The following is a 25,319-nucleotide window of genomic DNA, read 5'->3' on the forward strand; positions in this document are numbered from 1 at the left end:
AATGGTTTTAAGCACATTGATTGAAGCCCTTGCGCAAATTTTAAGTATGGTAATAAATATTTATATTTGGATTGTCATTATTGCAGCCTTAATTACTTGGGTGCGTCCTGACCCTTATAACCCAATTGTGCAAATTCTTTATAAATTGACAGAACCACTTTATGCAAAGATTCGCAAAGTAATTCCTACATTAATTGGTGGTATTGATATTGCTCCGATTATCGTGATTTTGGCATTGCAATTTATAAATTTATTTATTGTTAAACTACTTTTGAGATTAGCAAATAGTTTATAGCTCCATTTTACAAGGAAGATTATGAAGAATTTTATTATTTTATTGATTTTTGTTAGCAGTATGCTTTTTGGGCAAAATACGCAAGAACACAAGCAAAATCCCAAGCAAAATTCGCTCAATCAGACACAAAAAAATACTTCAAACAAAAAAGAATCCAAACAGGCAAAGACAAAGGAAAATGCAAATATTCCATTGAGTCAAAAAATCACTTTGGATTATCTTAAAAGCCAACCCGCAGGAGTTTCAAGAGATTTTTATATTTGGCTGTTTTTGCAACAAGACATTAGCCCAAAAGAGGCAAAAGAAGCCTATGAACTTGCAATACGCAAGAATGCAAAACTTTTTGGATTATACTTTAAAAAAGGCAGTAATAAAACCCTCTCTCGCAAAACTATTTGTGAGCGTATGAGTTTAGATAAATTGTTAAAAGAGGATACTAAATGTATAGCTTTGGCATTAACAACAAAAAAAGCTGAATCGTTAGATAAAAAGGTGCTAAAAAGGCTTTCAGAAAATGTGCAACCACACAATCAAAAACTTGCTAAAAATTTGAGTATTTTAGCCTCCAAGGATCCATTTTCTCGCCTCATTACGCAAGATGCAAAAACCTTCGGAGATTTTTATTTTGCTATTTCACAAAATTATCGTAACCGCTTAAATTTTGCTATTTCCAAAGAGGCTTTGGTGAGGCTGTTAAAAGAGAACAATGGAACTTTTAATCGTGCATTGAAAAGTATGATTATGAATACCTATTTAGAGAAGTTTAATCGTTCGCTTACCAATTTGAATCCAGAGGAAGTTTTAAAGACATTGGACGCAGAAATTGCATTTTATTTGGGGGTCAATGCAATGAGGTATCAAAAAGACAAACAAGCCCTTGCATATTTTGTCTATTCAAAAGATAAAGCAAAGCACGCTTTTAACAAAAATAGAGCAAATTTTTGGGCATATTTAGCAAGTAACGATAAACAATATTTACAAACTTTAAGTGATTCTAAAATGGTAGATGTTTATGTGCTTGCAAGTCTTGAAATATTACAAGCCCAGCCGAAGTTTAATCTAGTATATGATATTCCAACACAACAAAAAAATGCAAATTGGGATTTCAAAAATCCTTTTGAATGGGAACGTATCCGCGATTCATTTAAGAAAATTAGTGGCAAAGAGGCACATGTGCGCAAACAGCAATTACTTGCAAAAGTAGATAGTGATGAGACAAAAGCGCATTATATTTGGCTTGCGCGAGAAAGAAATACGGAATACTTTTTAACCCCCTATAAAGAAGTGTTTTCTCGCTTCCCTCAAGATAAACAAGCTTTGCTTTATGCACTTGCAAGACAAGAGAGTTTGTTTATTCCAACAGCGATTTCAACTTCCTATGCTTTAGGGCTTATGCAACTTATGCCATTTAATGTGAAAGCTATAGCCAAAGAATTAAAAGAGGAAGACAAAGTGGGATATTTTGATATGTTTGACCCTGCGGTGAATGTGCCTTATGCAGAGTATTTTACGCGCCCACTTGTGCGAGAATTTAATCATCCGCTTTTTGTCGCTTACGCCTACAATGGAGGTCCGGGATTTACGCGTAGATTGCTCGGAAAAAATCATTTGTTTAAGAAAAATAATCCATTAGATCCTTGGTATAGTATGGAGATGATTCCTTATGAGGAATCACGCGTGTATGGAAAGAAAGTATTGGCTAATTATTTTATTTATCAAAATAAATTTGGAAATGAAGTGAAAATGTTGGATTTATTGCAACAAAGTTTAGTATATTGAGGTTATATTGGAGGATTTTTTTTATTTTTAAGTATAACCTTAGCAAATTAGATTATAATTTAAGGGTGCATTGATATTAATGAAAGGAGTTAAATATGGATGTAACAAGTGTAAATAGTTATTCAAGCTATTCTAATTATGGTTCTCAAGTAAATTCAGGATCTCAAAATTCTGCTCAAGCTCAGCAAACTCAAGATACAAGTTCTCAAAATTTGCAAGCTCAAACTCAACAAGCTGCTTCAAGCGGTTCTGCTTGTCCAGTATGTGGCTTTAGTATGATGGCGTAACGCGCCATCGCATTTTCTCTCTATTCTTTTAAATTTTAAAAATAAATTTTAGTTTTTTTCGTTATAGTTTTAAATTCTTAAATCCATATATTTTCAAGGATAAACAAATGAATGCAATCGGTCAAAATGTTGGAGTTTATAGCGGTTTTAATGTCTTGGATAATGGGCAAAGTGGAATCAATGCAAATATACAAAGTGCAAAGGAGGCTTCCGTTTCTATTTCACAAGGTTTTTTAGAAACTTCTAATGTGGATTTAACACAAAGTGCGGTGGAGCAAATGACAGCACAAAATGGCGTAGCAGCGAATGCGCAAAGTGTTAAAACCGCGGATTCTATGTTTCAGACCTTATTGGATATTCAAGCGTAAAATTACAATTTAAGGGCAATCAATGGTAGATTATGGGATTGAATATTGGGGAAAAGATGATTTTATTATTGAGGACGGGCAGGTAAAAGTTAATTATAAGTCCAAACCAGCATTAATTAATATTGTCAAACAAGTGAGAGAAGAAGGTTATCGTGGTCCTTTGCTCATACGTTTTCCGCATTTGATGAAAAAGCAGGTAGAAAAGATTTTTACAAGTTTTGAAAATTCTATCAAAGAATACCATTATGAAGGTAAATTTAAAGCAGTTTTTCCAATCAAAGTGAATCACTACCCCAATTTTATCTTGCCGCTTATGGAGAATACAGCACATCGTTGCTATGGGTTAGAGGCGGGTAGTAAATCCGAGTTAATTATTGCAATGGCTTACACGAACGATAATGCCCCTATCACGGTGAATGGTTTTAAAGATAAGGAGATGATTTCTCTTGGGTTTATTGCCGCAAAAATGGGGCACGATATTACCTTGACAATTGAGGGGCTCAATGAGCTTGAGACAATCATTGAGGTTGCCAAGACACTTGGAAAACCTTATCCAAAGATTGGACTTAGAATCCGATTGCATAGCACAGGAATTGGAATTTGGGCGAAAAGCGGAGGGATTAATTCCAAATTTGGACTAACTGCAAGTGAGCTTATAGAAGCAATTTGCTTGTTGAGAAAAAACGATTTACTGAATAAATTTACAATGATTCATTTTCATATCGGTAGTCAAATTAGTGATATTTCTCCACTTAAAAAAGCCTTGAGGGAAGCGGGGAATATTTATGCTGAACTCCGAAAAATGGGCGCAAAGAATCTAAATAATGTTAATATTGGTGGAGGGCTTGCCGTAGAATATGCACAGCACGAAAATCAACAAAATCGCAATTATACACTAACAGAATTTAGCGGAGATGTTGTTTTTACATTAAAGGAAATTGCTAAGAATAAAAAAGAGCCTGAACCAAATATCTTTATAGAATCTGGACGCTATGTTTCTGCAAGTCACGCTGTGTTGATTGCTCCTGTGTTAGAGTTATTTTCTCAAGATTATGACGAAAAAGCCTTGCATTTAAAAGATAAGAATCCTCCTTTAATAGAAGAGCTGTTTGATTTGTATAATACAATCAATGAACGTTATGCCATAGAGTATTTGCATGATAGCTTAGAGCATATGGAATCTTTGCTTACGCTTTTTGATTTGGGTTATATTGATTTGCAAGATCGCAGCAATACAGAAGTGCTTGTGCATTTGATTATTAAAAAGGTGATTAAGATTTTAAAGCACAAAAACCACAGCGATATTATTCGTATCCAAGAGCAAGTGCAAGAGAGATATTTGCTAAATTGTAGCTTTTTTCAAAGTTTGCCAGATTATTGGGGTTTGGAGCAAAAGTTTCCTGTGATTCCATTGGATAGATTGAATCGCAGACCAACGCGTTCTGCAAGTCTATGGGATATTACTTGTGATAGCGATGGAGAGGTAGCATTTGATAAAAACTCCCCTTTGTTTTTACATGATATTGATGTGAATCAAGAGGAATATTTTGTGGGATTCTTTTTGGTTGGTGCATACCAAGAAGTGCTTGGAATGCGACATAATCTATTTACGCACCCCACAGAGTTTAGTGTAGTGTTTGATGAGGAAGAGGGTGGATATACGATTGAAAATCTATTGGAATCGCAAACGATTTTAGATGTATTAGATGATTTAGATTATGATACAAAAGAGATTGAGCGGTGCTTGAAGCAACGTTTGGAGGATAGTAAGGAGATTCCAGAGGATAGTAAAAAGGAAATTTTAGGACAACTTTATGTAATGCTTAGTGAAAATGGCTATTTAAGGACTGTGTTTAAAAGCGAAGGAGAGAAATCTTGAATTATGCCACAACACTTTTTGGCACTATCAAAGAAGACTTTGCGGTAATTTTGGAAAAAGACCCAGCCATTAATTCTAAGGTTGAATTATTCTTTAATTATCCCGGATTGATTGCGCTTGTGCATTATAGAATCGCGCATAAACTTTATAATATAGGTTTTAAAGGATTTGCTAGAATTTTTATGGGAATTACGCAATGGCTTACCAATGTGGATATTCACCCTGCGTGTAAAATTGGACATCGTGTCTTTATTGACCACGGACACGGGGTTGTGATTGGTGAGACAGCAGAAGTTGGTAATGAAGTTGTGATTTATCAAGGGGTTAGTTTAGGGGGAGTGAGTTTGGAGCGTACCAAAAGACACCCTACGATTGAAGATTATGTGATTATTGGGGCAGGTGCTAAAGTGTTGGGAAATATTATTGTGGGGGCGCATTCAAAAATTGGCGCAAATTCTGTTGTGATTCGTCCAGTGCCTCCGAACTCCACCGCTGTTGGTATTCCTGCAAAGAATATTATCAAGGGAATGAGCGATGATTTAAATAAGATTCCAGATATTCAATACCAGCTTTTTAATTATTTGCAAAAACGTTTGGAATTATTGGAGGCTGTTGCTCCAAAAAATATGGAATATGTGGAATCGCGCAAAAAGCTAGAAGCCTTGTATCAAGAATTTTTAAAAGTGAAATTTTAATTCAACTTTTAAAAATTTATAAAATTTATATATAATTTCAACATTTCAAAACTAGAGGTGTAAAATAGATAATTTGCTTGTGATTATTTGCGTTTTGGCTATGGCGGTGGCTTCGGGGATTGTTTTAAATAAGCTTAAGATTCCAGCAATTATTGGATATATCGTTACAGGGACGCTTACGGCTTATCTTTTTGGATTCCGCTTAGAGGATTCTGTGGATTTAAACGAAGCTGCAGAACTTGGAATCGTGTTTTTGATGTTTATGATTGGGCTTGATTTTAGTTTCAAGAAAATTACGCAAATGAAGCAAGAAGTATTGCTTTTTGGAGGGTTGCAAATTGGGCTTTCTATTCTTGTGTTCTTTGTGGCTTGTTATTATGTATTGGGTTTTAATTTTAATACCTCTATTATTGTGGCAAGTGCGGTTAGTTTATCCTCTACAGCGATTGTTTTAAAGACGCTTAATGAAACCAATCAGACAAAAACTCCTTATGGAATGGCTGCAGTTGGGATTCTAGTTTTTCAAGATATTGCTGTGATTCCGATTTTATTAATGATTAAATTGCTAAGCAATCAAGATTTAAGTATGGGTGAAATGTTCCTTAGCACAGGGATTTCGGCACTTATTGTGCTGTTGTTATTGATATTGCCCGGAAGATTTTTAGCACGGATTGTTTTGCGTTCTAGTGCTAAAATGAAAACAGATGAAATCTTTGTAGGAACTGTGCTTTTGATTGTGTTGGGTTCTGCTTATCTTAGCAAACATTTTGGTTTCTCACTCTCTCTTGGAGCGTTTTTGGCAGGAATGATTGTCTCTAACTCACCTTTTAAATATCAAGTAGCAAGTGTCTTAGTGTATTTCCGAGATTTGCTTTTAGGGGTATTTTTTATCACGATTGGTATGCAAGTTGATGTGATATTTTTGGCTAAATATTTCCTTGTGGTATTAATCCTTGTAGCTTTAATGCTTTTAATGAAAACTTTGATTATGTTTGCGTTTCTAAGCTTTTTTAGGGGTGTTAAAAATGCAATGCGTATCGCACTTTCTCTCTCGCAGATTGGGGAATTTTCTTTTGCTATCTTTTTACTTGCAAGTCAATACAAAATCTTGAATTTAGAATTAAATGGTGGAATCTTAAATTGGATTTTTGGAGATCAGTTCTTGGCTTCCATTACTCCTGATGAAATTTATCAATTCCTTACTTTGATGGTTATCTTTTCTATGATTGCAACCCCTTTTATTTTAGATAGATTGGATATGTGTGTTCAATTTGCTTTCAAAATTTTTAATGCTTTGTTCAAGTTTGCAAAAATTGATAGCAATGTGGAATCCAATCAAGCATTGCAGGCAAAAGATGGCTATGATGTTGTGGTATGTGGATATGGAACTTTGGGTAAAAAAGTATTAGAATTTTTTAGTGGTTGCGATGTATCAACATTGGTGGTGGATTCCAACTATGAACGCGTGGAAGAGGGGATAAAAAAAGGTTGTCATATTGTCTATGGTAATATCACGGATAAAATGATTTTTAGAGAAATTGAAGTTGAAAAATCCAAAGTGGTTATTTTGTGTGTGGAATCCCCTTTAGCCATTGAAAAAGCGTGTCGCCATATTATGGATATTTCTCATTTTATAAAGATTATTGCTCAAACAAATGAAGAGGCAGTAGAAACAGATTTAAAAGAAATCGGACTTTATGGTGTGGTAAATGGCGATCGTGAAGTGGCAACAATGCTTGCAAATCTTGCATTAGACGCTATTAAAGAATCTGAAGATTTAGAAGCAGATAAATAAAAAATGAAATACGAAATTATGGTATAGATAGTCAATGAAGCCTTATCCTGAAAATTTTGCAAAACTTGTGGAATCCTTAGAAAAACTCCCAAGCATTGGTAGGAAGTCCGCAATGCGTTTGGCGTATTTCTTGGCATTTGAGGACAAATTTAGCGCACTTAGTCTTGCGCATAATATTGAATGTTGTGTGCAGCAATTACTTGTTTGCGAGGAATGTGGCGGAATCTCTAATGATTTAATCTGCAATATTTGTAGCGATAATACACGCAAGAATGGCGAGTTATGTATTGTGGCAAATCCTAGAGAAATTTTTTTATTAGAGGAAAGTGGGGAATTTTTGGGTAAATATTTTGTCATTGAAAACCTTGAAAAATTAGATTTGAAACATTTAGAAGAAGTGATTCAAAAGAATCGTATCCAAGAGATTATTTTTGCATTCAGTCCAACTTTGGGAAATGATAGTGTGATGTTGTATTTAGAGGATAAGTTAGAGCATTTAGGATTGCAATTTACCAAAATTGCACAAGGTGTTCCAACGGGAGTGAGTTTAGAGAATGTGGATCAGCTTTCTATTATTAGGGCTTTACAATCACGTGTAAAAATTTAAAAGTATTTAAAAGGAGAAACTTTTGTCAGAAATTATTGATAATCTCCATTTGTATATTATTGCGATAGGAATAATTTTATTTATCAGTGTCTATGCGAGTAAAATTTCGGAAAAAGTCGGCTTTCCATTGTTGTTGGTATTCTTAATTCTAGGAATGTTGCTTGGAAGTGAAGGGATTGTTGGGATTAAGTTTGACAATGCTCTCTTGGCGCAGGCGGTTGGCTCTGTTTCTCTGATTTTTATCCTTTATAGTGGTGGGTTGGATACTCATTGGGGGCATATTAAGCCAGTCTTAATTAGCGGTGTAATGTTAGCTACACTTGGTGTTTTAATTACCGCTGTAATTCTAGCTTGTTTTATCTATCTAATGTGGGATATAACAATGCTAGAAGCTTTATTGCTTGGCTCTATTGTGTCTTCTACGGACGCGGCTGCTGTGTTTATGATTTTTCGCTCACATAAGATTAGATTAAAAGACAATATTCAACCGCTTTTGGAATTGGAATCTGGAAGCAACGATCCAATGGCAATTTTTCTAACCATTACCATATTGCAGTTGATTGTGATGAGTAATGTTACTTCTGTAACAGAATGGATTGTGCAATTTGTAGCGCAATTTGCGGTTGGAGGTGCGATAGGCTTACTCTGTGGCTATGCTTTTCCGAAAATTTGTGAAAAGATTAACATTTCTCAACCCGGTCTCTACCCACTCATTAGTGTTGCGTGGCTCTTTATGGTTTTTGGGCTTTCTATGATGCTGAAGGGTAATGGTTATTTGAGTATCTATATTGCTGGAATCTTGACAAATAAATTTGCTTTTCCTTATAAATCCCATATTATTGCTTTTCACGATGCGATTGCTTGGATGATGCAGATTCTTGTATTTTTGGTACTTGGGCTACTTGTCTTTCCCTCACAGCTTCCGGCGGTTGCTTTACAGGCTTTAATTTTAGTTTTTGTGTTAATGTTCTTTGCGCGTCCAATGAGTGTATTTATTACTTTGGCAAAGAGCAAATACGATAAGCGCGAAAAAGCATTTATATCGTGGGTTGGTTTGCGTGGAGCAGTTCCTATTATTCTTGCGACTTATCCTTTTGTGTATAACTTAGAGCAATCCCAATTATTTTTCAATGTAGTGTTTTTTATGGTGCTTGTGTCTGTATTGGTGCAGGGTATGACTTTGAATTTTGCTGCAAGACGCTTGGGCATTATTGAGAACGATGAGGATAAAAAAGATTAAACCATCAATCTATCGTGGAAAAATCTTTGATTTTTGTTATTGCAAAACTCCCGCAATTGAGTATATAGAAACTTTTGTGGTGGAATCTTTATTGGTTTGAGATTATAGATTACCACAGCCCTAAAGGGCTTTGCGATGACGAAGTGGGAGACTTTATTTGCTGCATTCATTTCTTTCAACGATGAAGTGATATTTTATTTTTCTTAAATATTAAATTTAATTATAAAATTTAAGTTTATATTTTGTAAAATTCTTTTTGAAGTTCAAAATTTGGAGCAAAAATGAATAAAATCTATAAAGTTGAAATTATTACGCGTTTAGAAAAGTTAAATGTCCTCAAAGACGCTTTAGCGCAAAGAGGAATTAAGGGTATGACGGTGAGTAATGTGATGGGTGCAGGTAATCAAAAAGGAAAAACGGAAGTCTATCGTGGTAATGAAACTACGATTGATTTGCTGCCAAAAATTCGTGTGGAAATCATTACAAAAGAGAGTTTGTTGCAGACAATTATAGAAGTAACAAAAACTACTTTGAAAACGGGCAATGTGGGTGATGGTAAAATTATTATTATACCTCTTAGTAATGTTATTAGGATTCGCACGGGTCAAGAGGGAGAGGACGCAATTTAATCTTAGGTTTGCAAGACTTAAGAGGATTCAATAGGAGAAAACAATGAAAAAAGTATTGCTATTTTTGGGCTTATGCAATTTAGTTTTTGGTGCGGAATCTGAAATTTCTGCTGTGGATACTTTATTTTTAATTGCGTGTTCTGGTTTGGTTTTGCTGATGACACCTGCACTTGGAATGTTTTATGGTGGAATGGTGCATCGTGGTAATGTGTTGAGCACTACAATAAATTGCACAATCCTCTTTGCCTTGCTCTGTGTCCAATGGGTAATTTTGGGCTATACTCTTGCATTTGGCGATGATGTGGGGCAAGTTGTTGGTAATTTGAATCATATTTTCTTAATCAATATTCAAGATTCTATGGTAGGCTTAGTTTCGGAGAATCTTTTTGCGTTTTTTCAAATGTTATTTGCCGTGATTGGGGCGGCAATCATCACAGGTTCTTTTGTGGAAAGAATGCGCTTTGGTGTGTTATTGATTTTTATTCTTTGTTGGAGTACATTAGTTTATGATATTCTAGCGCATTGGGTGTGGGGCGGAGGTTGGCTTATGAAGATTGGCTCATTAGATTTTGCAGGAGGAGGAGTGGTGCATATTGCAGCAGGTGTGGCTGGTCTTGTTGGGTGTTTAATGCTTGGCAAACGAAAATTTAGAAAAGGAATCCTCCCGCACTCTCTCCCTTTGTCTTTCATTGGGGCAATTTTTTTGTGGATTGGTTGGCTTGGTTTTAACACAGGGAGTGCTCTTAGTGTAAATTCTGTTGCTGTAAATGCTTTTTTGGCGACAAATTTTGCGGTTGCTGGTGCGATGATTTCTTGGGTAATCATTGAATGGACAAAATATGGCAAACCTACCTTGCTTGGCAGTATTACAGGAATCGTAGCTGGGTTAGTGGCTATTACTCCATCTGCTGGATTTGTAACGCCTTTTTCGGCTATTGCAATTGGATTTTTGGTTTCACCTATTTGTTTTTTTGCCATTAGCTTTATGAAATCCAAGCTTGGTTATGATGATACATTGGACGCATTTGGATTGCACGGAGTGGGAGGAATCTGGGGAGGAATCGCAACGGGACTTTTTGCTACAAGCTCTGTAAATGAAATTGTGAGCAAGGAAGCAGTAGGGGAGGGATTGTTTTATAGTGGAAATTTTGATTTGTTGTTTGTGCAAATCCTTGCAATTATTGCGTGTTTTGTCCTTTCGGCATTTGTGAGTTTTGTTGTATTGAAAATCATTAGTATGTTTGTGCCATTACGCGTGGAGGAGGCACAAGAAGAAAATGGCTTAGATCAGTCTTTGCACGGAGAAATTGCCTATCGTTAGGGATTCTGTGCTTTGCCATATTATTATTGCGAGACTTCGTAAGAAGTTGTGGCAATCCATAATTCAGCATATAGAAGCCTTTATAATGGAGTCTTTATTGATTGATAAGATTATAGATTGCCACGAAAATTCTTCAAATTTTCTCGCAATGACTAGAAGCGAACCACCTTGTCATTGCGAGAGAGTGAAGCGAACAAAGCAATCTATAATCAAGCAAAAAGTGAATCAAATAATGGAATCCTTAAAGAATGCAAGATTGTAGATTACTATAGCCCTAAAGGCTTTGCATTGATGAAATAGCGGATATTTTATTCCTTGATAGCAAAGGACGCTTTAGAATATTTGCTATGATAGGCGATTTGTGAGCAATCCTGCCTCATAAAGAAAAATAGAACCCTCATAGGAAATATTTTTCAATGCGTCTTTTTTGGCATAGCTTAGATATAAGACTTCTTTTGCGCGTGTAACTGCGACATAAAACAACCTGCGCTCCTCCTCCAAACTACCGCCTTGCTGCATTAATTTCTTGTTTGGGAATCGCCCCTCCATTAAATCCACAATATAGACTTCCGAAAACTCTAAGCCTTTACTAGCGTGGATACTAAGGAGATTCACACCCTCGCCCTCGCTCATCTCACTAGAGCCTAAAACCATTGCATTTAAAAAGCGTCCAATCTCGTCATAATGGCTTGCTAAATCTTTTAAAAGCGACATTTTGCGGTTGATTTTCTCTAGCGATTCTATGCGCCTTTCTTCGCTAATGTTTCCCTCTTTTGTGATAGAACGTTCTCTAGCTAGTTTGTGCGCTACGATTTGAAAGATAGGCAAAGAACTAATTTTTGAAATGAGATAATAGGGCTTATCATACGCATTAAAAAAGCTAAAAAAGCAATACAGCGCATTTAAAAACTCCACACCCTCTTTAGTAAGTTTGGGGTGGCTTAGAATCGCATTATCCTTAAATCCCTCCTCTAAAGGCATTGTGTGGAATCGTGCTATATTGCTAAATTCTACAAAATCATCAAAAAGCCCAAGCTGCGTGTTTTGCACACCTTTTTTAAAGGGTTCTTTAATACTTTTGTCAGGATATAAAATCCCCCGCTTCAAATCCCCGTGTCCTAGGAGCAATAAAGCCTCATAAATATCCTTTGCTAAGGCGTTTCCGATTCCTTTAGCGTGGCTTAGAGTGTGGATAAATGCCATCATATCTTTAGGGTTAAAGAGTAGGGTGCAGAGGTTTAGCATATACACCACTTCTTTGGAATCAAAAAAGCTCACCCCACCTTTGCGGCGCGTTGGAATCCCAATCTCACGCAGACTTGCTTCAATGCCATCGGCACTAGAATTGTTGCGAAAAATTACGGCAATCTCATTATAGGGGCGGTTGGAGAGTTTAATTTTATTTGCGATTCCAGCATATTGCAAGAAAAGCTCCTCATACACAAGCAGTGCAGGATTGCCAAAGTTTTGCTCTTTTACCACTTCTAGTTTTTTGGGATAAATGCGCGGATTCTTTTCAATCACGCGATTTGCAAGGTTTAAAATCGGTTCTGTGGAGCGATAATTTTTGGTTAAGCTAAAGATTCTACCCTCTTTGTAACGCTCTTTAAAACTTCCTATAATGCTAATGTCTGCACCATTAAACGCATAAATACTTTGGTCATAATCGCCCACACAAAAGATAGAGGGGGGATTGAGTGCTTGGAGAATGGAATCTTGCAAGGGATTCGTGTCTTGGTATTCATCAACCAACACTTCTTTATAGGGGGAAGTAGATTGTGCAATAGAGATTTTATAGTTTAACAATAAATCGTTATAATCCACATAGTGATATTGTGCCTTTAAAGCTTTAAATTCTTCCCAAACATCTAAATAAATCTCTGCATATTGCAGTTGTTCTGCGTTTTTGCGCTCTAGCCAAGTTGTGAAATCCTCATTGATGGTTGCATTAAAATACAGAGAGAATAAATCGTATAAATAATTTGCTCCATAAGGAGGGGTTTGGGATAGATTTAAAAAAACGCGTTTATCATACAGGCTTTTAAATAATACCTTAAGCTCTTTGGGCTGCTTTAAGGCAATGGAATCCTTTGCCTTAAGATGCCGATAAGCCACCGCGTGAAAAGTCCCTGCTTCAATGCCTTTAATGATTTTAGAATCAAATTTTTGGGAGAGCCTTGCTAACATTTCTTGCGCGGCTTTATTGGTAAAGGTAAGCAGTAAGATTTCGCTTGGAGTGATTCCGTTGTGTAATAAATAAGAGATTCTACCCACAATCGTAGAAGTCTTGCCTGTCCCTGCGGAAGCAATGATGAGATTATGCCCAGCAGGAGCGCAAGAAGCCTCCCTTTGTTGGTCGTTCAGTTGGGATAGGGGCAACCTAATTATTCTTTGATATAGTTTTTAATGGGTTCTGCTACACCAAAGTGTGGATAATCTTTGATATTTAACACCACTTGCGCAAGTGTATTGTTGTCAAAGTTTAGGATAATGGGTGCTAGGAAATTGATACGCACTTCTGCTTCTTTTTCACGTACAAAGACACAGAAAACCTTTACCTTAGAGTTTGCTTTTATATCTAGTAGAGTTTGGATTGCAGTTGGCACTTCAAAAGAGTATTCACGCACTTTGTAAGGGTTAATAAGCAATAATTCTGCATTTTCGCCCATTGATAAGACTGCTAATGCGCCATCATCTACTTCTGCAAAACTCACTTCGTGAATATTGTCAAACCCTAAAATTGGGGATTTTACTTGAAATTTTTCGTTTTTCATTGGTTGAACTCCTTTTTTGTAATGGCGTATTTTACCATAATTTTTGATTCCAAAATTAAAGAAATTTAAATTTTTTGGTAAAATTCCAAATTCAAAACTCAAACTAGCAAAAACTATTCCAAGTTTTTAAACTAGGCAAGGACTTGTATGCAAGAAAATTTAACCAAAAATCCAACCAATGGGCAAACCACAAAGGAAGCAAATACTTATCAACCCAAAGAGATAGAATCGGCTTATTATAAATTCTGCGAGGAAGCGGGTTATTTTGAAGTAAATGGCAATCAAAAAATTCAAAAAGCAGACAAGAGATTCTGTATTATGCTACCACCTCCTAATGTAACAGGAAGTTTGCATATCGGACACGCACTTAATCATACACTCATTGACATCATCGTGCGCTATAAACGAATGGACGGCTTTAAGACACTTTGGCAGCCCGGATTAGATCACGCAGGAATCGCAACGCAAAATGTTGTAGAAAAGCAACTTCTTGCACAAGGAATCAAGAAAGAGGAATTGGGGCGCGAAAAATTTGTAGAAAAAGTATGGGAGTGGAAAGAAAAAAGCGGTGGAATGATTCTAAACCAAATGCGAAAACTAGGTTCCTCCCCTGCGTGGAGTCGGACGCGCTTTACAATGGATAAGGGTTTGCAAAATGCTGTAAAAGAGGCTTTTGTCAAGCTATATGATGAGGGATTGATTATTCAGGGCAAATATATGGTGAATTGGTGCACCCACGATGGTGCGCTCTCCGATGTGGAGGTGGAATACCAAGAAAACAATGGTAAGCTTTATTATTTGCGTTATTTTCTAAAGGATTCTAAAGACTATGTTGTGGTGGCGACTACGCGCCCAGAAACTTACTTTGGCGATAGTGCGGTAATGGTGAATCCAGAGGATTCTAGGTTTTCTCATCTTGTGGGCAAAAAGGTGATTTTGCCACTTTTGAATCGTGAGATTCCAATCATTGCCGATTCGCACGTGGATATGGAGTTTGGGACAGGTGCGGTTAAGGTAACTCCAGCACACGACACAAACGACTATGAAGTGGGTAAGCGGCATAATTTAGAACAAATTGTCATCTTTGATAAACACGGAATCCTCAATGAAAATGCGGGAGAGTTTGCAGGATTGGAGCGGCTAGAAGCACGAGGGCAAATCATTGAAAAGCTAGAAGCGTTGGGTTTTGTGGAGAAAATTGAGGAGTATAAAAACAAGACAGGGCATTGTTATCGTTGTGGAAATATCGTAGAGCCTTATATTTCCAAGCAGTGGTTTTTAAAAAAAGAAGCGGCACAAAAAGCAATTGAAAAAATCAATGCCGATGTGAGTCATTTCTATCCACCGCAATGGAAAAATAATTATAATGCGTGGATGAGGGAATTGCGGGATTGGTGCATTTCAAGGCAGCTTTGGTGGGGACACCAGATTCCGGTATTTTATTGCGATTCTTGTGGTGGGCAATTTGCAAGTGTGGAATCCCCAAAGGTTTGCAAACACTGCGGAAGTGAGGCAATAAGGCAGGATTGTGATGTGTTAGACACTTGGTTTAGTTCTGCGCTTTGGCCCTTTTCAACACTTGGTTTTGGCAATGGTAAATGGGGCGAGGGCGAGGTATGGCAAACAAACGATTTGGAGGAATTTTACCCCAATTCTTTGCTTATTACAGGCTTTGATATTTTGTTTTTTTGGGTTGCTAGAATGCTGATGATGGGGGAACACTTTCTCTCCAAGCTTCCTTATCCCGATATTTATCTGCACGCACTTGTCCGAGATGAGTTTGGTAATAAAATGAGCAAGTCTAAGGGAAATATTGTAGATCCTTTAGAAAAGATTGAGGAATATAGTGCCGATGTGTTGCGCTTCACTCTTGCGATTCTGTGTGCGCAAGGGCGTGATGTCAAGCTTGTGCCAAACCAGCTAGAAATTTCTAAAAACTTCACAAACAAGCTTTATAATGCGTGTAATTTCTTGCTTTTAAATGCGGAGAAATTTCCAAACCTTAGTGAGCTAAAAGAGATTAAAACGCCACTTGGCAAATATTTAGCGCAACTTCTTAGCAAAAACATTGCCGAAGTGCGTGAGTGTTTGGAATCCTATCGCTTTAACGATGGTGCAAACACGCTTTATCGCTTTTTGTGGGGAGAGTTTTGCGATTGGGGGATTGAGCTTAGCAAGGTGGATAAGGATTCTATTATAGAGCTTGGCGCGATCTTTAAGGAAGCAATGAAGCTACTGCACCCTTATATGCCCTTTATTAGCGATTATTTGTGGCATAAATTAGATGGTAGCACACTAGAGCAAAGTGGTTCTATAATGGTGCGAGAATATCCGAGTTTTAGATATGAAAATGCGGAGAATTTTGCTGTTTTTGAGCTAATTTTGGATTCTATTGTGTCGATTCGCCGCGCAAAAGCCACGATAGATTTAGCAAATCAAAAAATCGCAAAAGCCTATGTCAATGTGAAAATTCCTGATTTTATGCAGAACTTATTTGTGGGTTATGTCTGCAAATTAGCAAAAGTGGAATCGCTAGAGATTGTGGAGGATAAGATTCCAAATTGTATTGTGGATATTGCAGATAAGCTAGAATCCTATTTGCCTACCGATACCATTGATTTAGCCCCTATTATCGCAAGATTGAGCAAACAAGCAGAGAAAGCGCAAAAAGAAATCGCAAAGTTAGAGGGAATGCTAAGCAACGAAAAATTTGTCGCTAATGCTCCTCAAAATGTGCTAGAGACAAACAAACAGGCATTAGAGGAACAAAGACAGAAATTAGCAAAACTTACCCAAGAGCTAGAGGCATTGCAGCAGTAACTTTCTTTGCAATGATGAAAGTACGCTGTGATTCCTTGCAGAATCTTGCGATGACAAGGTAGTATCATTGCTAATTTGCAATATGACTTAGGTTGCTATAAAAAGCTAAAGTTTCCCTGCAAGAGCAAATTTAAGAGTTCTTAACCCCAAAACATTTTTTTAAGCATAATGCTAAGCACAAGGCAATACATTACAAGTAGTGCGTATTTGTGTTTTTTGGCATCTATGATACTAAGTAGCCAAATTCCTATGCGCACACCAATCAGTGAAGCAATACCAACAATCACGCCTTGTCTAAAGTCTGCATAGCCGTGCATTGCTAAGGAAGTAAATCCCGAAACAGAGGAAAAAATGATAAAGAAAAGCGAGAGCGGAATAATCTTTTTGCTACTATACCCTAAATAATAGGCAAGAAGTGGGGATAACATCATTCCTCCCCCGATTCCAAGTGAAATCGCAAAGACGCCTACGACACAGCCACAGCCTATGAGAAATAGTTTTGCACTGATTCCATTGCCTAAGCGACTTTCTCCGCCATAAGCGTTTGCCTTAAACAGCTTCACAAGGGAATAGAGGATAAAGAGTGTAAAGAATCCCTCCAAAATGCTTGAGGGGACACTATCAACTACGATACCGCTAAAGGCTGCGCCAATCAACCCCCCAAGCCCCACATAAAGACTATCTTTAAACTCTAAATTACTTTGTCTGTAATTAATATAAGAGCCATAAACAGAGGAAAAAATCATCTGCATAATGGAGATTCCAATCGCAATTTTTATGTCATTTCCTAGTAAAATCATTAAAGGCACGATAATCGCTCCGCCTCCAATTCCAAAGAATCCCGCTAGGATTCCTGTAAAAATTCCTATGATAAAAAGCGCAAGAACAAATGAAAAGTCTAGGGCGAACCATTCCATACAAAAGCCTTAAAAATTTTGTGCAATTTTGCCAAAAAATAATTGGAAATAAGGTAAAATAGTTAGAATCTCTATGAAACAGATTTGGAAAATACAATGCAAACAAATAAAGAAGAAATTAAAATTACACAATTTGTCAAAGTTGCTGGTTGAGCGGGTAAAGTAGGTCTGGACGACCTCTCACAAATTGCTAGCTCCTTAAGCAACGAAGAAGACGCGAATGTTTTGGTGGATTTTAGAGGCAATGAGGACGCGGGGGTTTATCAGCTCACACCCGATTTAGCCCTCGTGCAGACAGCGGATTTTATCACGCCTGTGGTGAATGACCCCTTTGTCTATGGGCAGATTGCAGCAGCAAATGCGCTTAGCGATGTGTATGCAATGGGTGGAGTTGTGAAATGCGCCCTAAACCTTATGATGTGGGATTCTTGTCGGATTCCACAAGATTATGCACACGCGATTTTAGAGGGAGGATTATCTAAAATCAAAGAAGCGGGGGGTGTGCTAGTTGGCGGACATACCGTGTCTGATAGTGAGCAAAAGTATGGTTTAAGTGTGAGTGGAGTAGTTAATCCACAAAAGATTTGGCGCAATAATGGCGCACAAGTGGGCGATGTTTTGATTCTCACAAAGCCTATTGGTATGGGTGTGCTAACCACAGCATTAAAGGCAAATATGTTAGATTCTAAAGTAGCAGATAAAATCGCGCAGATTATGGCGACACTCAATCGCCGCGCTTGTGAGATTGCAGGTGATTTTAATATTCACGCTTGCACAGATATTACGGGATTTGGGCTTTTGGGGCATTTGAGTGAAATGCTTAATCCAAAGATTAACATTTGTTTGGAATCCCAAGCAATTCCTTTGGTAGAAGAGGCGATTGAATTTGCAAAAATGGGAATTGTTCCGGGTGGAAGTTGTGGCAATGAACGCGCAATTAGGCATTTATGTGCATTTCATCTTTCAAAGGATTCTAAATTTAAAGACTTGGAAATCTTGCTATTTGACGCGCAAACTTCGGGTGGATTGGTGTTTGCTCTGCCGCAAACAGAAGCAAAAACACTTCTAGCAAAATTACAAGACAATGGCATAGAATCTGCAAAAATCATTGGGCGCATAGAATCTCATCTTGCAAATTCACAAAAAAAGGCAAGAATTTTTATAGAATGATTTTGTTTCTCTTAACAAGCGTGAGGCTTATATTGTTGCTTTGTTTGGTTCTATGATTGCAGGTGTGATTCTGCATTCATAGAATCGTAAGTAGTCTAAGTTTTGCATTTCTAAACACCTGCCTTGCGAGAATTGCAATGCAATGCGAGGCAATCCCCACAACATAGCGTATCTTACGCTTTTTACCGCATCCTCGCAAGGCTTTAGCTGAAGCAATCCATAATACAGAACTGCTTTAGGGATTCCATTGTAAAATCTTGAATACGCACGATTATAGATTGCCACGAATGCTACGCATTCTCGCAATGACAAAGTAGAAAACCTAAAGTAATTCAACATTATAGATTTGCAAGTATGGGTAAAATCCTTGTGGATTGTGCGCTGTGGGATTTTAAAGAATCTCTAGCGATGAAAAGGTGGTAAGAGTTTTTTATTCTTGCAATTTTTTATAGATAAAGAATATATGGAATGCTAACCATTCATTCCATTTCTAAACGCAAAAGCAACATTTCATTGCCCTTAATGATTTTAACCTCTTTGCTACCGCATTGTGGGCAGTGTGTGTAGTCTAACTTTTTTGCAATGCTTTTTTGATGACAAGAATCACATACAAGTTCCACTTTGGATTCTTGAATCAATAATTGAGACTCCTCACAGAGGCTACCTAGTTTAAATTCGCTAAATGCACTCCTAAGTAGCGCAATATTCACTCCGCTACGCTCACCAATCTCCAAATAAATCTTAAGAATTTTTGTTGCATTATTTTCTTGTGCAATTTCTTCGCAAGATTCCAAAAGAGAGGAAACAATAGAAAATTCGTGCATAATCAACCTTTTTTATGAAAATTATTGTATGATAAGCCTTTTATTTTGTTTAAAGTTTTATTGTAGCTTGATTAGGTAAAATAAAACTTTTATTTCAATTTTTTGAGGTTACAAAATGCGACATTTTTTGACTTTGGCGGATTTTAGTAAAGAGGAAATTTTAGAAATCTTAAATCTTGCTAAAACTCTCAAAAACGAAGTAAAAAGCGGAATTTATAGCAAACCACTTGCGCATAAAACTTTGGGTATGATTTTTGAAAAAAGCTCTACAAGAACGCGTGTGAGCTTTGAAACTGGGATTTATCAGCTAGGTGGCAATGGAATCTTTCTCTCTAGCAATGATACCCAGCTTGGACGTGGTGAGCCGATTAAAGATACGGCGCGGGTGTTATCCTCTATGGTGGATTTAGTAATGATGAGGACACATCAGCATTCGCGCTTAGAGGAGTTTGCGAAGTATTCTAAAGTTCCCGTAATCAATGGTTTAAGCGATGATTTTCACCCAATGCAATTATTGGCTGATTTTATGACAATGCAAGAGTGCGGCAAGGATAAGAATCCCATTGTTGCTTATATTGGAGATGGAAACAATATGGCGCATTCTTGGCTTATGCTTACTTCTAAGCTTGGTTTTACCTTGCGTATTGCTTCACCTAAAGGCTATGAAGTTTCCAAAGAGATTCTGAAAAAAGCAGAAAGTTTCGCTAGAATTTCAGGCGCAAAAATTTTGTTAAGCGATAATCCAAGAGAGGCTGTCGCAGGGGCGGATGTTGTAACTACCGATACTTGGGCTTCTATGGGGCAAGAAGAGCAAAAAGACAAAAGAAAGCGGGATTTCAAGGATTATTGCGTAGATTCTGAATTGATGGGGCTTGCTAAAAGTGATTCTATCTTTTTGCATTGCTTACCAGCTTATCGTGGGCAAGAAGTCAGCGAAGAAGTATTAGAATCCAATCAAAGCAAAATTTTTCAAGAGGCTGAAAATCGCCTACATATTCAAAAAGGAGTGATGGTTTGGCTACACAAAAGCCGTTAATAAAACAAACAAACTCGGTTCAACAAGCAAGTAATGCGTATGATTCTATGCAAGAGATTTTAAAGAGTTCCAATGCGGAATCTGTGATTTATGATTCTGCATTAAATGAGGATTTGACTTATCGCTTTGAGGATAAAAATAAACAAGAGTTTTATCTTATTTCTAAAAAAAATATGCAACAGCTCTTAAAGTCCGCTAAGCAACTTGAAATAGATAAATATCTTTTTAAGTTAGAGCAAGAAATTCATTATAATGTCCCGATTGATTTTGAAGATGTTTGGTGTATTGCATTAAAAGAAGTGAAAAATTACAGGAAAGAACCAAAAGCTTTGGTAAAAAACCTTAAAAAACGTTATCCTTATTTGTTTTTTGAGGTTTCTAAAATTCCCAGTCCATTTTAAGGGAGGATTTTAATGCAATCCGACACAATTGATTTTAAACAATTTGCCACTTATTCTAAGCCCGGACCGCGTTATACTAGCTATCCTACTGCAGTTGAATTTAGTGAAAATTACACTTTGGATTCATATTTAAAGGATTTAAAGGCGGATTTAAGCCCTCTTTCGCTTTATGTGCATTTGCCCTTTTGTCGCAGTGCATGTTATTTTTGTGGTTGTAATGTCATTTATACAAGTAAAGAAGAAAATAAAGCAATTTATTTGGAATATTTAAAAAAGGAGCTCAATCTCCTTAAAAATGCAATGGATACAGCAAAGCCCGTGTATCAGTTGCATTTTGGTGGTGGAACTCCTACATTCTTTAATGCACAAGAACTAGAGATTCTTATTGGATTATTGAAAGAGACTTTTCCAAACTTTGATAAGAATGCAGAAATTGCTTGTGAGATTGACCCTAGATTTTTTGATGAATCGCAAATGCAAGTCTTGAAGCAGGGGGGATTCAATCGTTTAAGTTTTGGAATCCAAGATTTTAATGAAAAGGTGCAGGGTGCAATCCACAGAATCCAACCTTTTGCTCTTGTGGAGCGATCTATTAATTTAGCAAGGGCGTTTGGAATTTCCTCTATTAATTTTGATTTAATTTATGGTTTGCCTTATCAGAGTTTAGAGACTTTTAAGCAGACTTTGGAATCTTGTGTGCGTTTGAATCCTGATAGATTTGCTATTTTTAATTATGCTCATGTGCCTTGGATTAAAAAAACAATGCGAAAAATTGATGAAACGACACTCCCGCAACCAGAGGAGAAACTAAGAATCCTAGAATGGACGATTCATTATTTGTTGCAACAAGGTTATAAAATGATAGGAATGGATCATTTTGCAAAGCCTGAAGATGAATTGTTTAAATCCATACAAAAAGGGCAGTTGCAGAGAAATTTTCAAGGCTATAGCACTCAAGGTGGCACACAAACTATTGGCATAGGATTAACTTCTATTGGTGGGGGAGGTTCTTATTATGCGCAAAATTATAAAGATTTGCCACAATATCAAAATGCGCTAGATAATGGGCGTTTGCCTTTTGCAAAAGGGATTGAGCTAAGTTTTGATGATAGAGTGAGAAAAGCGGTAATTATGCAACTAATGAGTAATTTTAAGCTTGAATTTAATGCGATTAATACGCAATTCCAAATTGATTTTAAAGAATATTTTAAAAGCGCGTTGGAGGAATTAAAGCCTCTGCAAGAAGCAGGATTGGTTTTTGTGAGTGAGAGTGGGATTGAAGTAAGTCAAACGGGTGCATTGTTGATTCGTAATATTGCTATGCCCTTTGACGCATATCTAAAAAAAATCAACACAAACCAAAAAGTATTTAGTAAGACGATTTAAAGGGAAACTATGGCGCATTTTGATGACTATGATTATCTAAAGACCAGTAATGCGTGTGTAAAATGTGGTAAATGTTTGCCTGATTGCACAATCTTTAGTATCAATGGCGATGAAGCAACTTCACCGCGTGGGTTTATTGATATTTTGGGCGCATATCAACGTGGAGAGGTTCCTTTGGATAAAAATGCAAAAAATATCCTTGAAACTTGTTTTTTATGCACAACTTGCGTAAGTGTTTGTCCCAATTCTTTGCCAACAGATACTCTCATTGAAAATATTCGTTATGAAATTGCGCAAAAATATGGAATCGCTTGGTTTAAACGCGCCTTTTTCTATCTTTTAAAACACCGAAAAATAATGGATTTTAGCTTTAAGCTAGGGGCGTTTTTTTCTCCTTTGCTTTACCAAAGGACAAGAGATGGAAGTTCTATTAAACCACATTTTACTTTGCCCTTTGTCAAAAAAAGAGTCTTTGGAGCTATTGCAAAACAAAGTTTTTTAAACTCTCATTCAGAGGAGATAGATTTTTCCAAATCAAAAAATAATCTTTCCGAACAAAAAAAAGTAGCAATTTTTATTGGTTGTTTAGGCAATTATAATTATAAAAATGTGGGTGAATCTTTGCTTGTGATTTTGGAGAAATTGGGTATTAGTGCAAAGATTGCAAAAGGACAGAAATGCTGTGGCGCACCAGCGTATTTTACGGGAGATTTTGCAAGTGTAGATGTGTTGATTCGTCAGAATGTAGAATATTTTGAAAGTTTTATTGATGAGGTGGATGCGATTTTGATTCCAGAGGCAACTTGTGGTGCAATGGTGCTAGAGGATTGGAAGCATTTTATGGAAAAAGATTTAGAGTTAAAGCAGAGAATAGAAAAGCTTTTGCCAAAAATCTATATGGCAACCCAATACTTAGAATCCAAAACACATTTGGTAGAGTATTTAAAAAAGATACAAAAAAATAATCAGCAAATAAAAAGTGTAACTTATCACGACCCTTGCCATGCTAGAAAAGTGCTTGGAATCTATCAAGAGCCACGCAAGTTATTAGAACAAAATTATCAACTCATTGAAATGGCGGATTCTAGCTTGTGTTGTGGCTTTGGTGGAGTTACAATGCAGACAGAACATTTTGAGTTAGCAAGTAAAGTGGGAAGCAAGAAAGCAAAAATGATTCAAAAGACACAGGCAGATTTTGTTGCGGCAGAATGCAGTGCTTGTCGTATGCAATTAACCAATGCTTTACATCAAGAGCAAGTAGAGATTACATTTTTGCATCCTTTGGAATTGATTGCTAAAGCGATTCAAGAATGCAATCCATAAAGTATTGCAAATAAAAATATTGGTAAATTTCATTATATTAGTCAGTTGTTAATATTCTGTTTATGTTTTTTAGATAGAATTGCGAAAGTTTTTATCTTTTTGATTTTAAAGGAAAAATTATGCTTGGAAAAAATTTATCATTAAAAACACAGCTTTTTGTTGGGTTTGGTGTAATGTTGGCATTCATTATTGTAATTGCTTTTACGGGTTTTGTGAAGATTCAGTTTGTAGAAAATACATTAAGTGAAATTAGTGATGTGAATGCGGTAAAGCAACGTTATGCAATTAACTTTCGCGGAAGTGTGCATGATAGAGCAATTGCAGTGAGAGATGTAGTAATACTAAATGATGTGCAAGCGATTGAGGAAACATTACGCTTAATCCAGAAACTTGAGGGATTCTATAAAGATTCTGCAATTAAAATGGACGAAATTTTCAAGCATGCAGATATGGTAGATGAAAAAGATAAAGAAATTTTAAAACGCATTAAGGGTGTAGAGGCTAAGACTATGCCTTTGATTTCTGAAATTATCAATAAAAAAGCACAAGGAGATAAGGAAGTTGCCAATGAATTATTGATTGGTCAAGCACGAGGTTTATTTGTGGAATGGCTTAATGTAATTAATGAATTTATTGATTACCAAGAAGCAAAAAATCAAAAACTATCTGATCTTGCTATGCGGGAAATTGATAACTATTTGAGTTTAACTCTTTGGTTGTCTATTGTAGCCTTTATTATGGCGATTTTAACTTCTTTCTATATCGTGCGTTTAGTGATTTCTTCTTTGGGTGGAGAACCAAAAGATGTTGTTAAAATAGTGCTTAGCATTGCCAATGGCAACTTGAATACCCCAATTAAAACAAGTTTTCAAGAGAGTATGCTTGCCTCTGTGGCACAAATGCAAGAGAGACTGAAAGAAATCGTTTCTGAAGTGATGAATTCTGCACAAGAGTTGAATGAACGCGCAAGTGCGGTTACAAAGAGTTCTGAAGAATCGCAATCTTCTTCTTATCGTCAGGTACAGAGTTCAGAGAATTCAGTGGAGCGCATTAGACATGTTGTGGATACAGTAAGCCATATTTCAAAGATTGCAAAACAAACAGAAGAGAATTCCCAATACACTACTAATTTATCTGATAAGTGTATGGAAGCTATGAGAACAACGGTGGAGAGTATTGAAAAAATTACAGAAACGGTTAATTCATCATCAGAGCATATTCGTATGCTTGAAAAGCATTCACAAGAAATTGGCGGTAGTGCAGACTTGATTAAAGAAATTACAGACCAAACCAACTTACTTGCGCTCAATGCAGCAATTGAAGCAGCTAGAGCAGGAGAAGCAGGAAGAGGATTTGCAGTTGTTTCTGATGAGATTAGAAAATTAGCTGAACGCACAGGTGTAGCAACTTCAGAAATCACAAGAATGATTGAGGTGATTCAAGGTGAAACACAAACAGCGGTTGAGGCAATTCAAAATGCAGTGCCACAGGTAGAAAAAGGTATGGAAATTGCAAATGAAGCAAGTGAAATTTTGGGACAAATTAACTCTCAAGCAAGTGATTCATTGGTTAAGGCAAAAGAAGTGGTTGATGCCACAAATGTCCAAGTGCAGGATATGGAGAATCTATCCAAAGAGTTAGAGGAAATTTCAAAAGACTCCAAAAACACTGCCGAATTGATGAATAATAATACAGAAGCAGCAATAAAGCTCAAAAGTATTGCGAGTGTTTTAAGAAAACATATTAACCACTTTAAAATCTAAAGTTTTAGAA

The 25,319-nt window shown here is 36.6% G+C and carries 24 protein-coding genes; 19 read left to right on the forward strand and 5 right to left on the reverse strand.

All coding sequences use genetic code 11. From position 1 onward, the window contains the following. Position 1 precedes the first annotated feature (1 nt). The 12 genes from BS85_RS0103875 (at position 2) to BS85_RS11305 (ending at position 11,157) form a co-directional block, all read left to right on the forward strand. Positions 2 to 295 carry a YggT family protein gene (locus BS85_RS0103875; RefSeq protein WP_026943649.1) on the forward strand — a complete coding sequence of 98 codons (294 nt, stop codon included), beginning with the start codon at positions 2 to 4 and terminating at the stop codon, positions 293 to 295. Between the two features lie 21 nt (positions 296 to 316). Next, the gene (locus BS85_RS0103880; RefSeq protein ID WP_245596280.1) at positions 317 to 2,074 is read left to right on the forward strand and encodes a lytic transglycosylase domain-containing protein; all 1,758 of its coding nucleotides are present in this window, start codon (positions 317 to 319) and stop codon (positions 2,072 to 2,074) included. Between the two features lie 95 nt (positions 2,075 to 2,169). Next, positions 2,170 to 2,361, forward strand: a complete 192-nt coding sequence (locus BS85_RS0103885) for a hypothetical protein (protein ID WP_026943651.1) — start codon at positions 2,170 to 2,172, stop codon at positions 2,359 to 2,361. Between the two features lie 107 nt (positions 2,362 to 2,468). Continuing rightward, positions 2,469 to 2,729 carry a flagellar basal body rod C-terminal domain-containing protein gene (locus BS85_RS0103890; protein ID WP_026943652.1) on the forward strand — a complete coding sequence of 87 codons (261 nt, stop codon included), beginning with the start codon at positions 2,469 to 2,471 and terminating at the stop codon, positions 2,727 to 2,729. Positions 2,730 to 2,751: 22 nt separating this feature from the next. Continuing rightward, positions 2,752 to 4,608, forward strand: coding sequence for an arginine decarboxylase (gene speA / locus BS85_RS0103895; RefSeq protein ID WP_026943653.1), 1,857 nt, complete (start codon positions 2,752 to 2,754; stop codon positions 4,606 to 4,608). Further along, on the forward strand, positions 4,605 to 5,303 hold the full coding sequence (cysE, locus tag BS85_RS0103900) for a serine O-acetyltransferase (protein ID WP_026943654.1): 699 nt from the start codon (positions 4,605 to 4,607) through the stop codon (positions 5,301 to 5,303). The genes speA and cysE overlap by 4 nt, the downstream gene beginning before the upstream one ends. Before the next feature lie 100 nt (positions 5,304 to 5,403). Then, the gene (locus BS85_RS0103905) at positions 5,404 to 7,098 is read left to right on the forward strand and encodes a cation:proton antiporter domain-containing protein (protein WP_026943655.1); all 1,695 of its coding nucleotides are present in this window, start codon (positions 5,404 to 5,406) and stop codon (positions 7,096 to 7,098) included. 34 nt (positions 7,099 to 7,132) lie between these two features. Further along, complete coding sequence (recR, locus tag BS85_RS0103910) at positions 7,133 to 7,705, forward strand: recombination mediator RecR (protein ID WP_026943656.1); 573 nt, start codon at positions 7,133 to 7,135, stop codon at positions 7,703 to 7,705. Positions 7,706 to 7,727: 22 nt separating this feature from the next. Next, complete coding sequence (locus tag BS85_RS0103915) at positions 7,728 to 8,945, forward strand: potassium/proton antiporter (protein ID WP_026943657.1); 1,218 nt, start codon at positions 7,728 to 7,730, stop codon at positions 8,943 to 8,945. A gap of 281 nt (positions 8,946 to 9,226) precedes the next feature. Next, positions 9,227 to 9,574, forward strand: coding sequence for a P-II family nitrogen regulator (locus tag BS85_RS0103925; RefSeq protein WP_026943658.1), 348 nt, complete (start codon positions 9,227 to 9,229; stop codon positions 9,572 to 9,574). A 103-nt stretch (positions 9,575 to 9,677) separates the two neighbouring features. Then, positions 9,678 to 10,895: an ammonium transporter gene (locus tag BS85_RS0103930; RefSeq protein WP_026943659.1), complete on the forward strand. Its 1,218-nt coding sequence runs from the start codon at positions 9,678 to 9,680 to the stop codon at positions 10,893 to 10,895. Beyond that, positions 10,882 to 11,157, forward strand: coding sequence for a hypothetical protein (locus BS85_RS11305; protein WP_156938041.1), 276 nt, complete (start codon positions 10,882 to 10,884; stop codon positions 11,155 to 11,157). The genes BS85_RS0103930 and BS85_RS11305 overlap by 14 nt, the downstream gene beginning before the upstream one ends. Positions 11,158 to 11,240: 83 nt before the next feature. On the opposite strand, the gene BS85_RS0103940 is transcribed toward BS85_RS11305, so the two are convergent. After that, positions 11,241 to 13,274, reverse strand: a complete 2,034-nt coding sequence (locus BS85_RS0103940; protein WP_026943660.1) for an ATP-dependent helicase — start codon at positions 13,272 to 13,274, stop codon at positions 11,241 to 11,243. Between the two features lie 5 nt (positions 13,275 to 13,279). Beyond that, positions 13,280 to 13,669, reverse strand: a complete 390-nt coding sequence (gene fliW / locus BS85_RS0103945; RefSeq protein ID WP_026943661.1) for a flagellar assembly protein FliW — start codon at positions 13,667 to 13,669, stop codon at positions 13,280 to 13,282. A 147-nt stretch (positions 13,670 to 13,816) separates the two neighbouring features. On the opposite strand from fliW, the gene BS85_RS0103950 reads away from it, so the two are divergent. Continuing rightward, positions 13,817 to 16,489 carry a valine--tRNA ligase gene (locus BS85_RS0103950; RefSeq protein ID WP_051604677.1) on the forward strand — a complete coding sequence of 891 codons (2,673 nt, stop codon included), beginning with the start codon at positions 13,817 to 13,819 and terminating at the stop codon, positions 16,487 to 16,489. A gap of 140 nt (positions 16,490 to 16,629) precedes the next feature. Here BS85_RS0103950 and BS85_RS0103955 read toward each other — a convergent pair whose 3' ends face one another. Continuing rightward, positions 16,630 to 17,406: a sulfite exporter TauE/SafE family protein gene (locus BS85_RS0103955; RefSeq protein ID WP_026943663.1), complete on the reverse strand. Its 777-nt coding sequence runs from the start codon at positions 17,404 to 17,406 to the stop codon at positions 16,630 to 16,632. A 168-nt stretch (positions 17,407 to 17,574) separates the two neighbouring features. Here BS85_RS0103955 and selD point away from each other — a divergent pair, with 168 nt between their 5' ends. Further along, positions 17,575 to 18,576, forward strand: a complete 1,002-nt coding sequence (gene selD, locus BS85_RS10205; protein WP_051604678.1) for a selenide, water dikinase SelD — start codon at positions 17,575 to 17,577, stop codon at positions 18,574 to 18,576. 27 nt (positions 18,577 to 18,603) lie between these two features. On the opposite strand, the gene BS85_RS11310 is transcribed toward selD, so the two are convergent. Next, positions 18,604 to 18,915, reverse strand: coding sequence for a hypothetical protein (locus tag BS85_RS11310; RefSeq protein ID WP_156938042.1), 312 nt, complete (start codon positions 18,913 to 18,915; stop codon positions 18,604 to 18,606). 140 nt (positions 18,916 to 19,055) lie between these two features. Then, positions 19,056 to 19,400 (reverse strand): hydrogenase/urease nickel incorporation protein HypA, encoded by a 345-nt coding sequence (gene hypA, locus BS85_RS0103965; protein WP_026943664.1) that lies wholly within the window; start codon positions 19,398 to 19,400, stop codon positions 19,056 to 19,058. Positions 19,401 to 19,515: 115 nt separating this feature from the next. Between hypA and argF the strand changes: the two genes are divergently transcribed. The 5 genes from argF (at position 19,516) to BS85_RS0103990 (ending at position 25,309) form a co-directional block, all read left to right on the forward strand. Next, positions 19,516 to 20,436 carry an ornithine carbamoyltransferase gene (gene argF / locus BS85_RS0103970; RefSeq protein WP_026943665.1) on the forward strand — a complete coding sequence of 307 codons (921 nt, stop codon included), beginning with the start codon at positions 19,516 to 19,518 and terminating at the stop codon, positions 20,434 to 20,436. Continuing rightward, positions 20,415 to 20,837: a DUF2603 domain-containing protein gene (locus BS85_RS0103975; RefSeq protein ID WP_026943666.1), complete on the forward strand. Its 423-nt coding sequence runs from the start codon at positions 20,415 to 20,417 to the stop codon at positions 20,835 to 20,837. Before argF ends, BS85_RS0103975 begins: the two co-directional genes overlap by 22 nt. 12 nt (positions 20,838 to 20,849) lie before the next feature. Beyond that, complete coding sequence (gene hemN, locus BS85_RS0103980; RefSeq protein WP_026943667.1) at positions 20,850 to 22,223, forward strand: oxygen-independent coproporphyrinogen III oxidase; 1,374 nt, start codon at positions 20,850 to 20,852, stop codon at positions 22,221 to 22,223. Between the two features lie 9 nt (positions 22,224 to 22,232). Then, a complete protein-coding gene (locus tag BS85_RS0103985; protein ID WP_026943668.1) occupies positions 22,233 to 23,546 on the forward strand; it encodes a (Fe-S)-binding protein in 1,314 nt (437 codons plus the stop codon). Positions 23,547 to 23,665: 119 nt separating this feature from the next. Beyond that, positions 23,666 to 25,309 carry a methyl-accepting chemotaxis protein gene (locus BS85_RS0103990; RefSeq protein ID WP_026943669.1) on the forward strand — a complete coding sequence of 548 codons (1,644 nt, stop codon included), beginning with the start codon at positions 23,666 to 23,668 and terminating at the stop codon, positions 25,307 to 25,309. The last annotated feature ends 10 nt before the right edge of the window (positions 25,310 to 25,319 follow it).

It is taken from the genome of Helicobacter rodentium ATCC 700285 (assembly GCF_000687535.1).
GTDB classification, from domain to species: domain Bacteria; phylum Campylobacterota; class Campylobacteria; order Campylobacterales; family Helicobacteraceae; genus Helicobacter_D; species Helicobacter_D rodentium.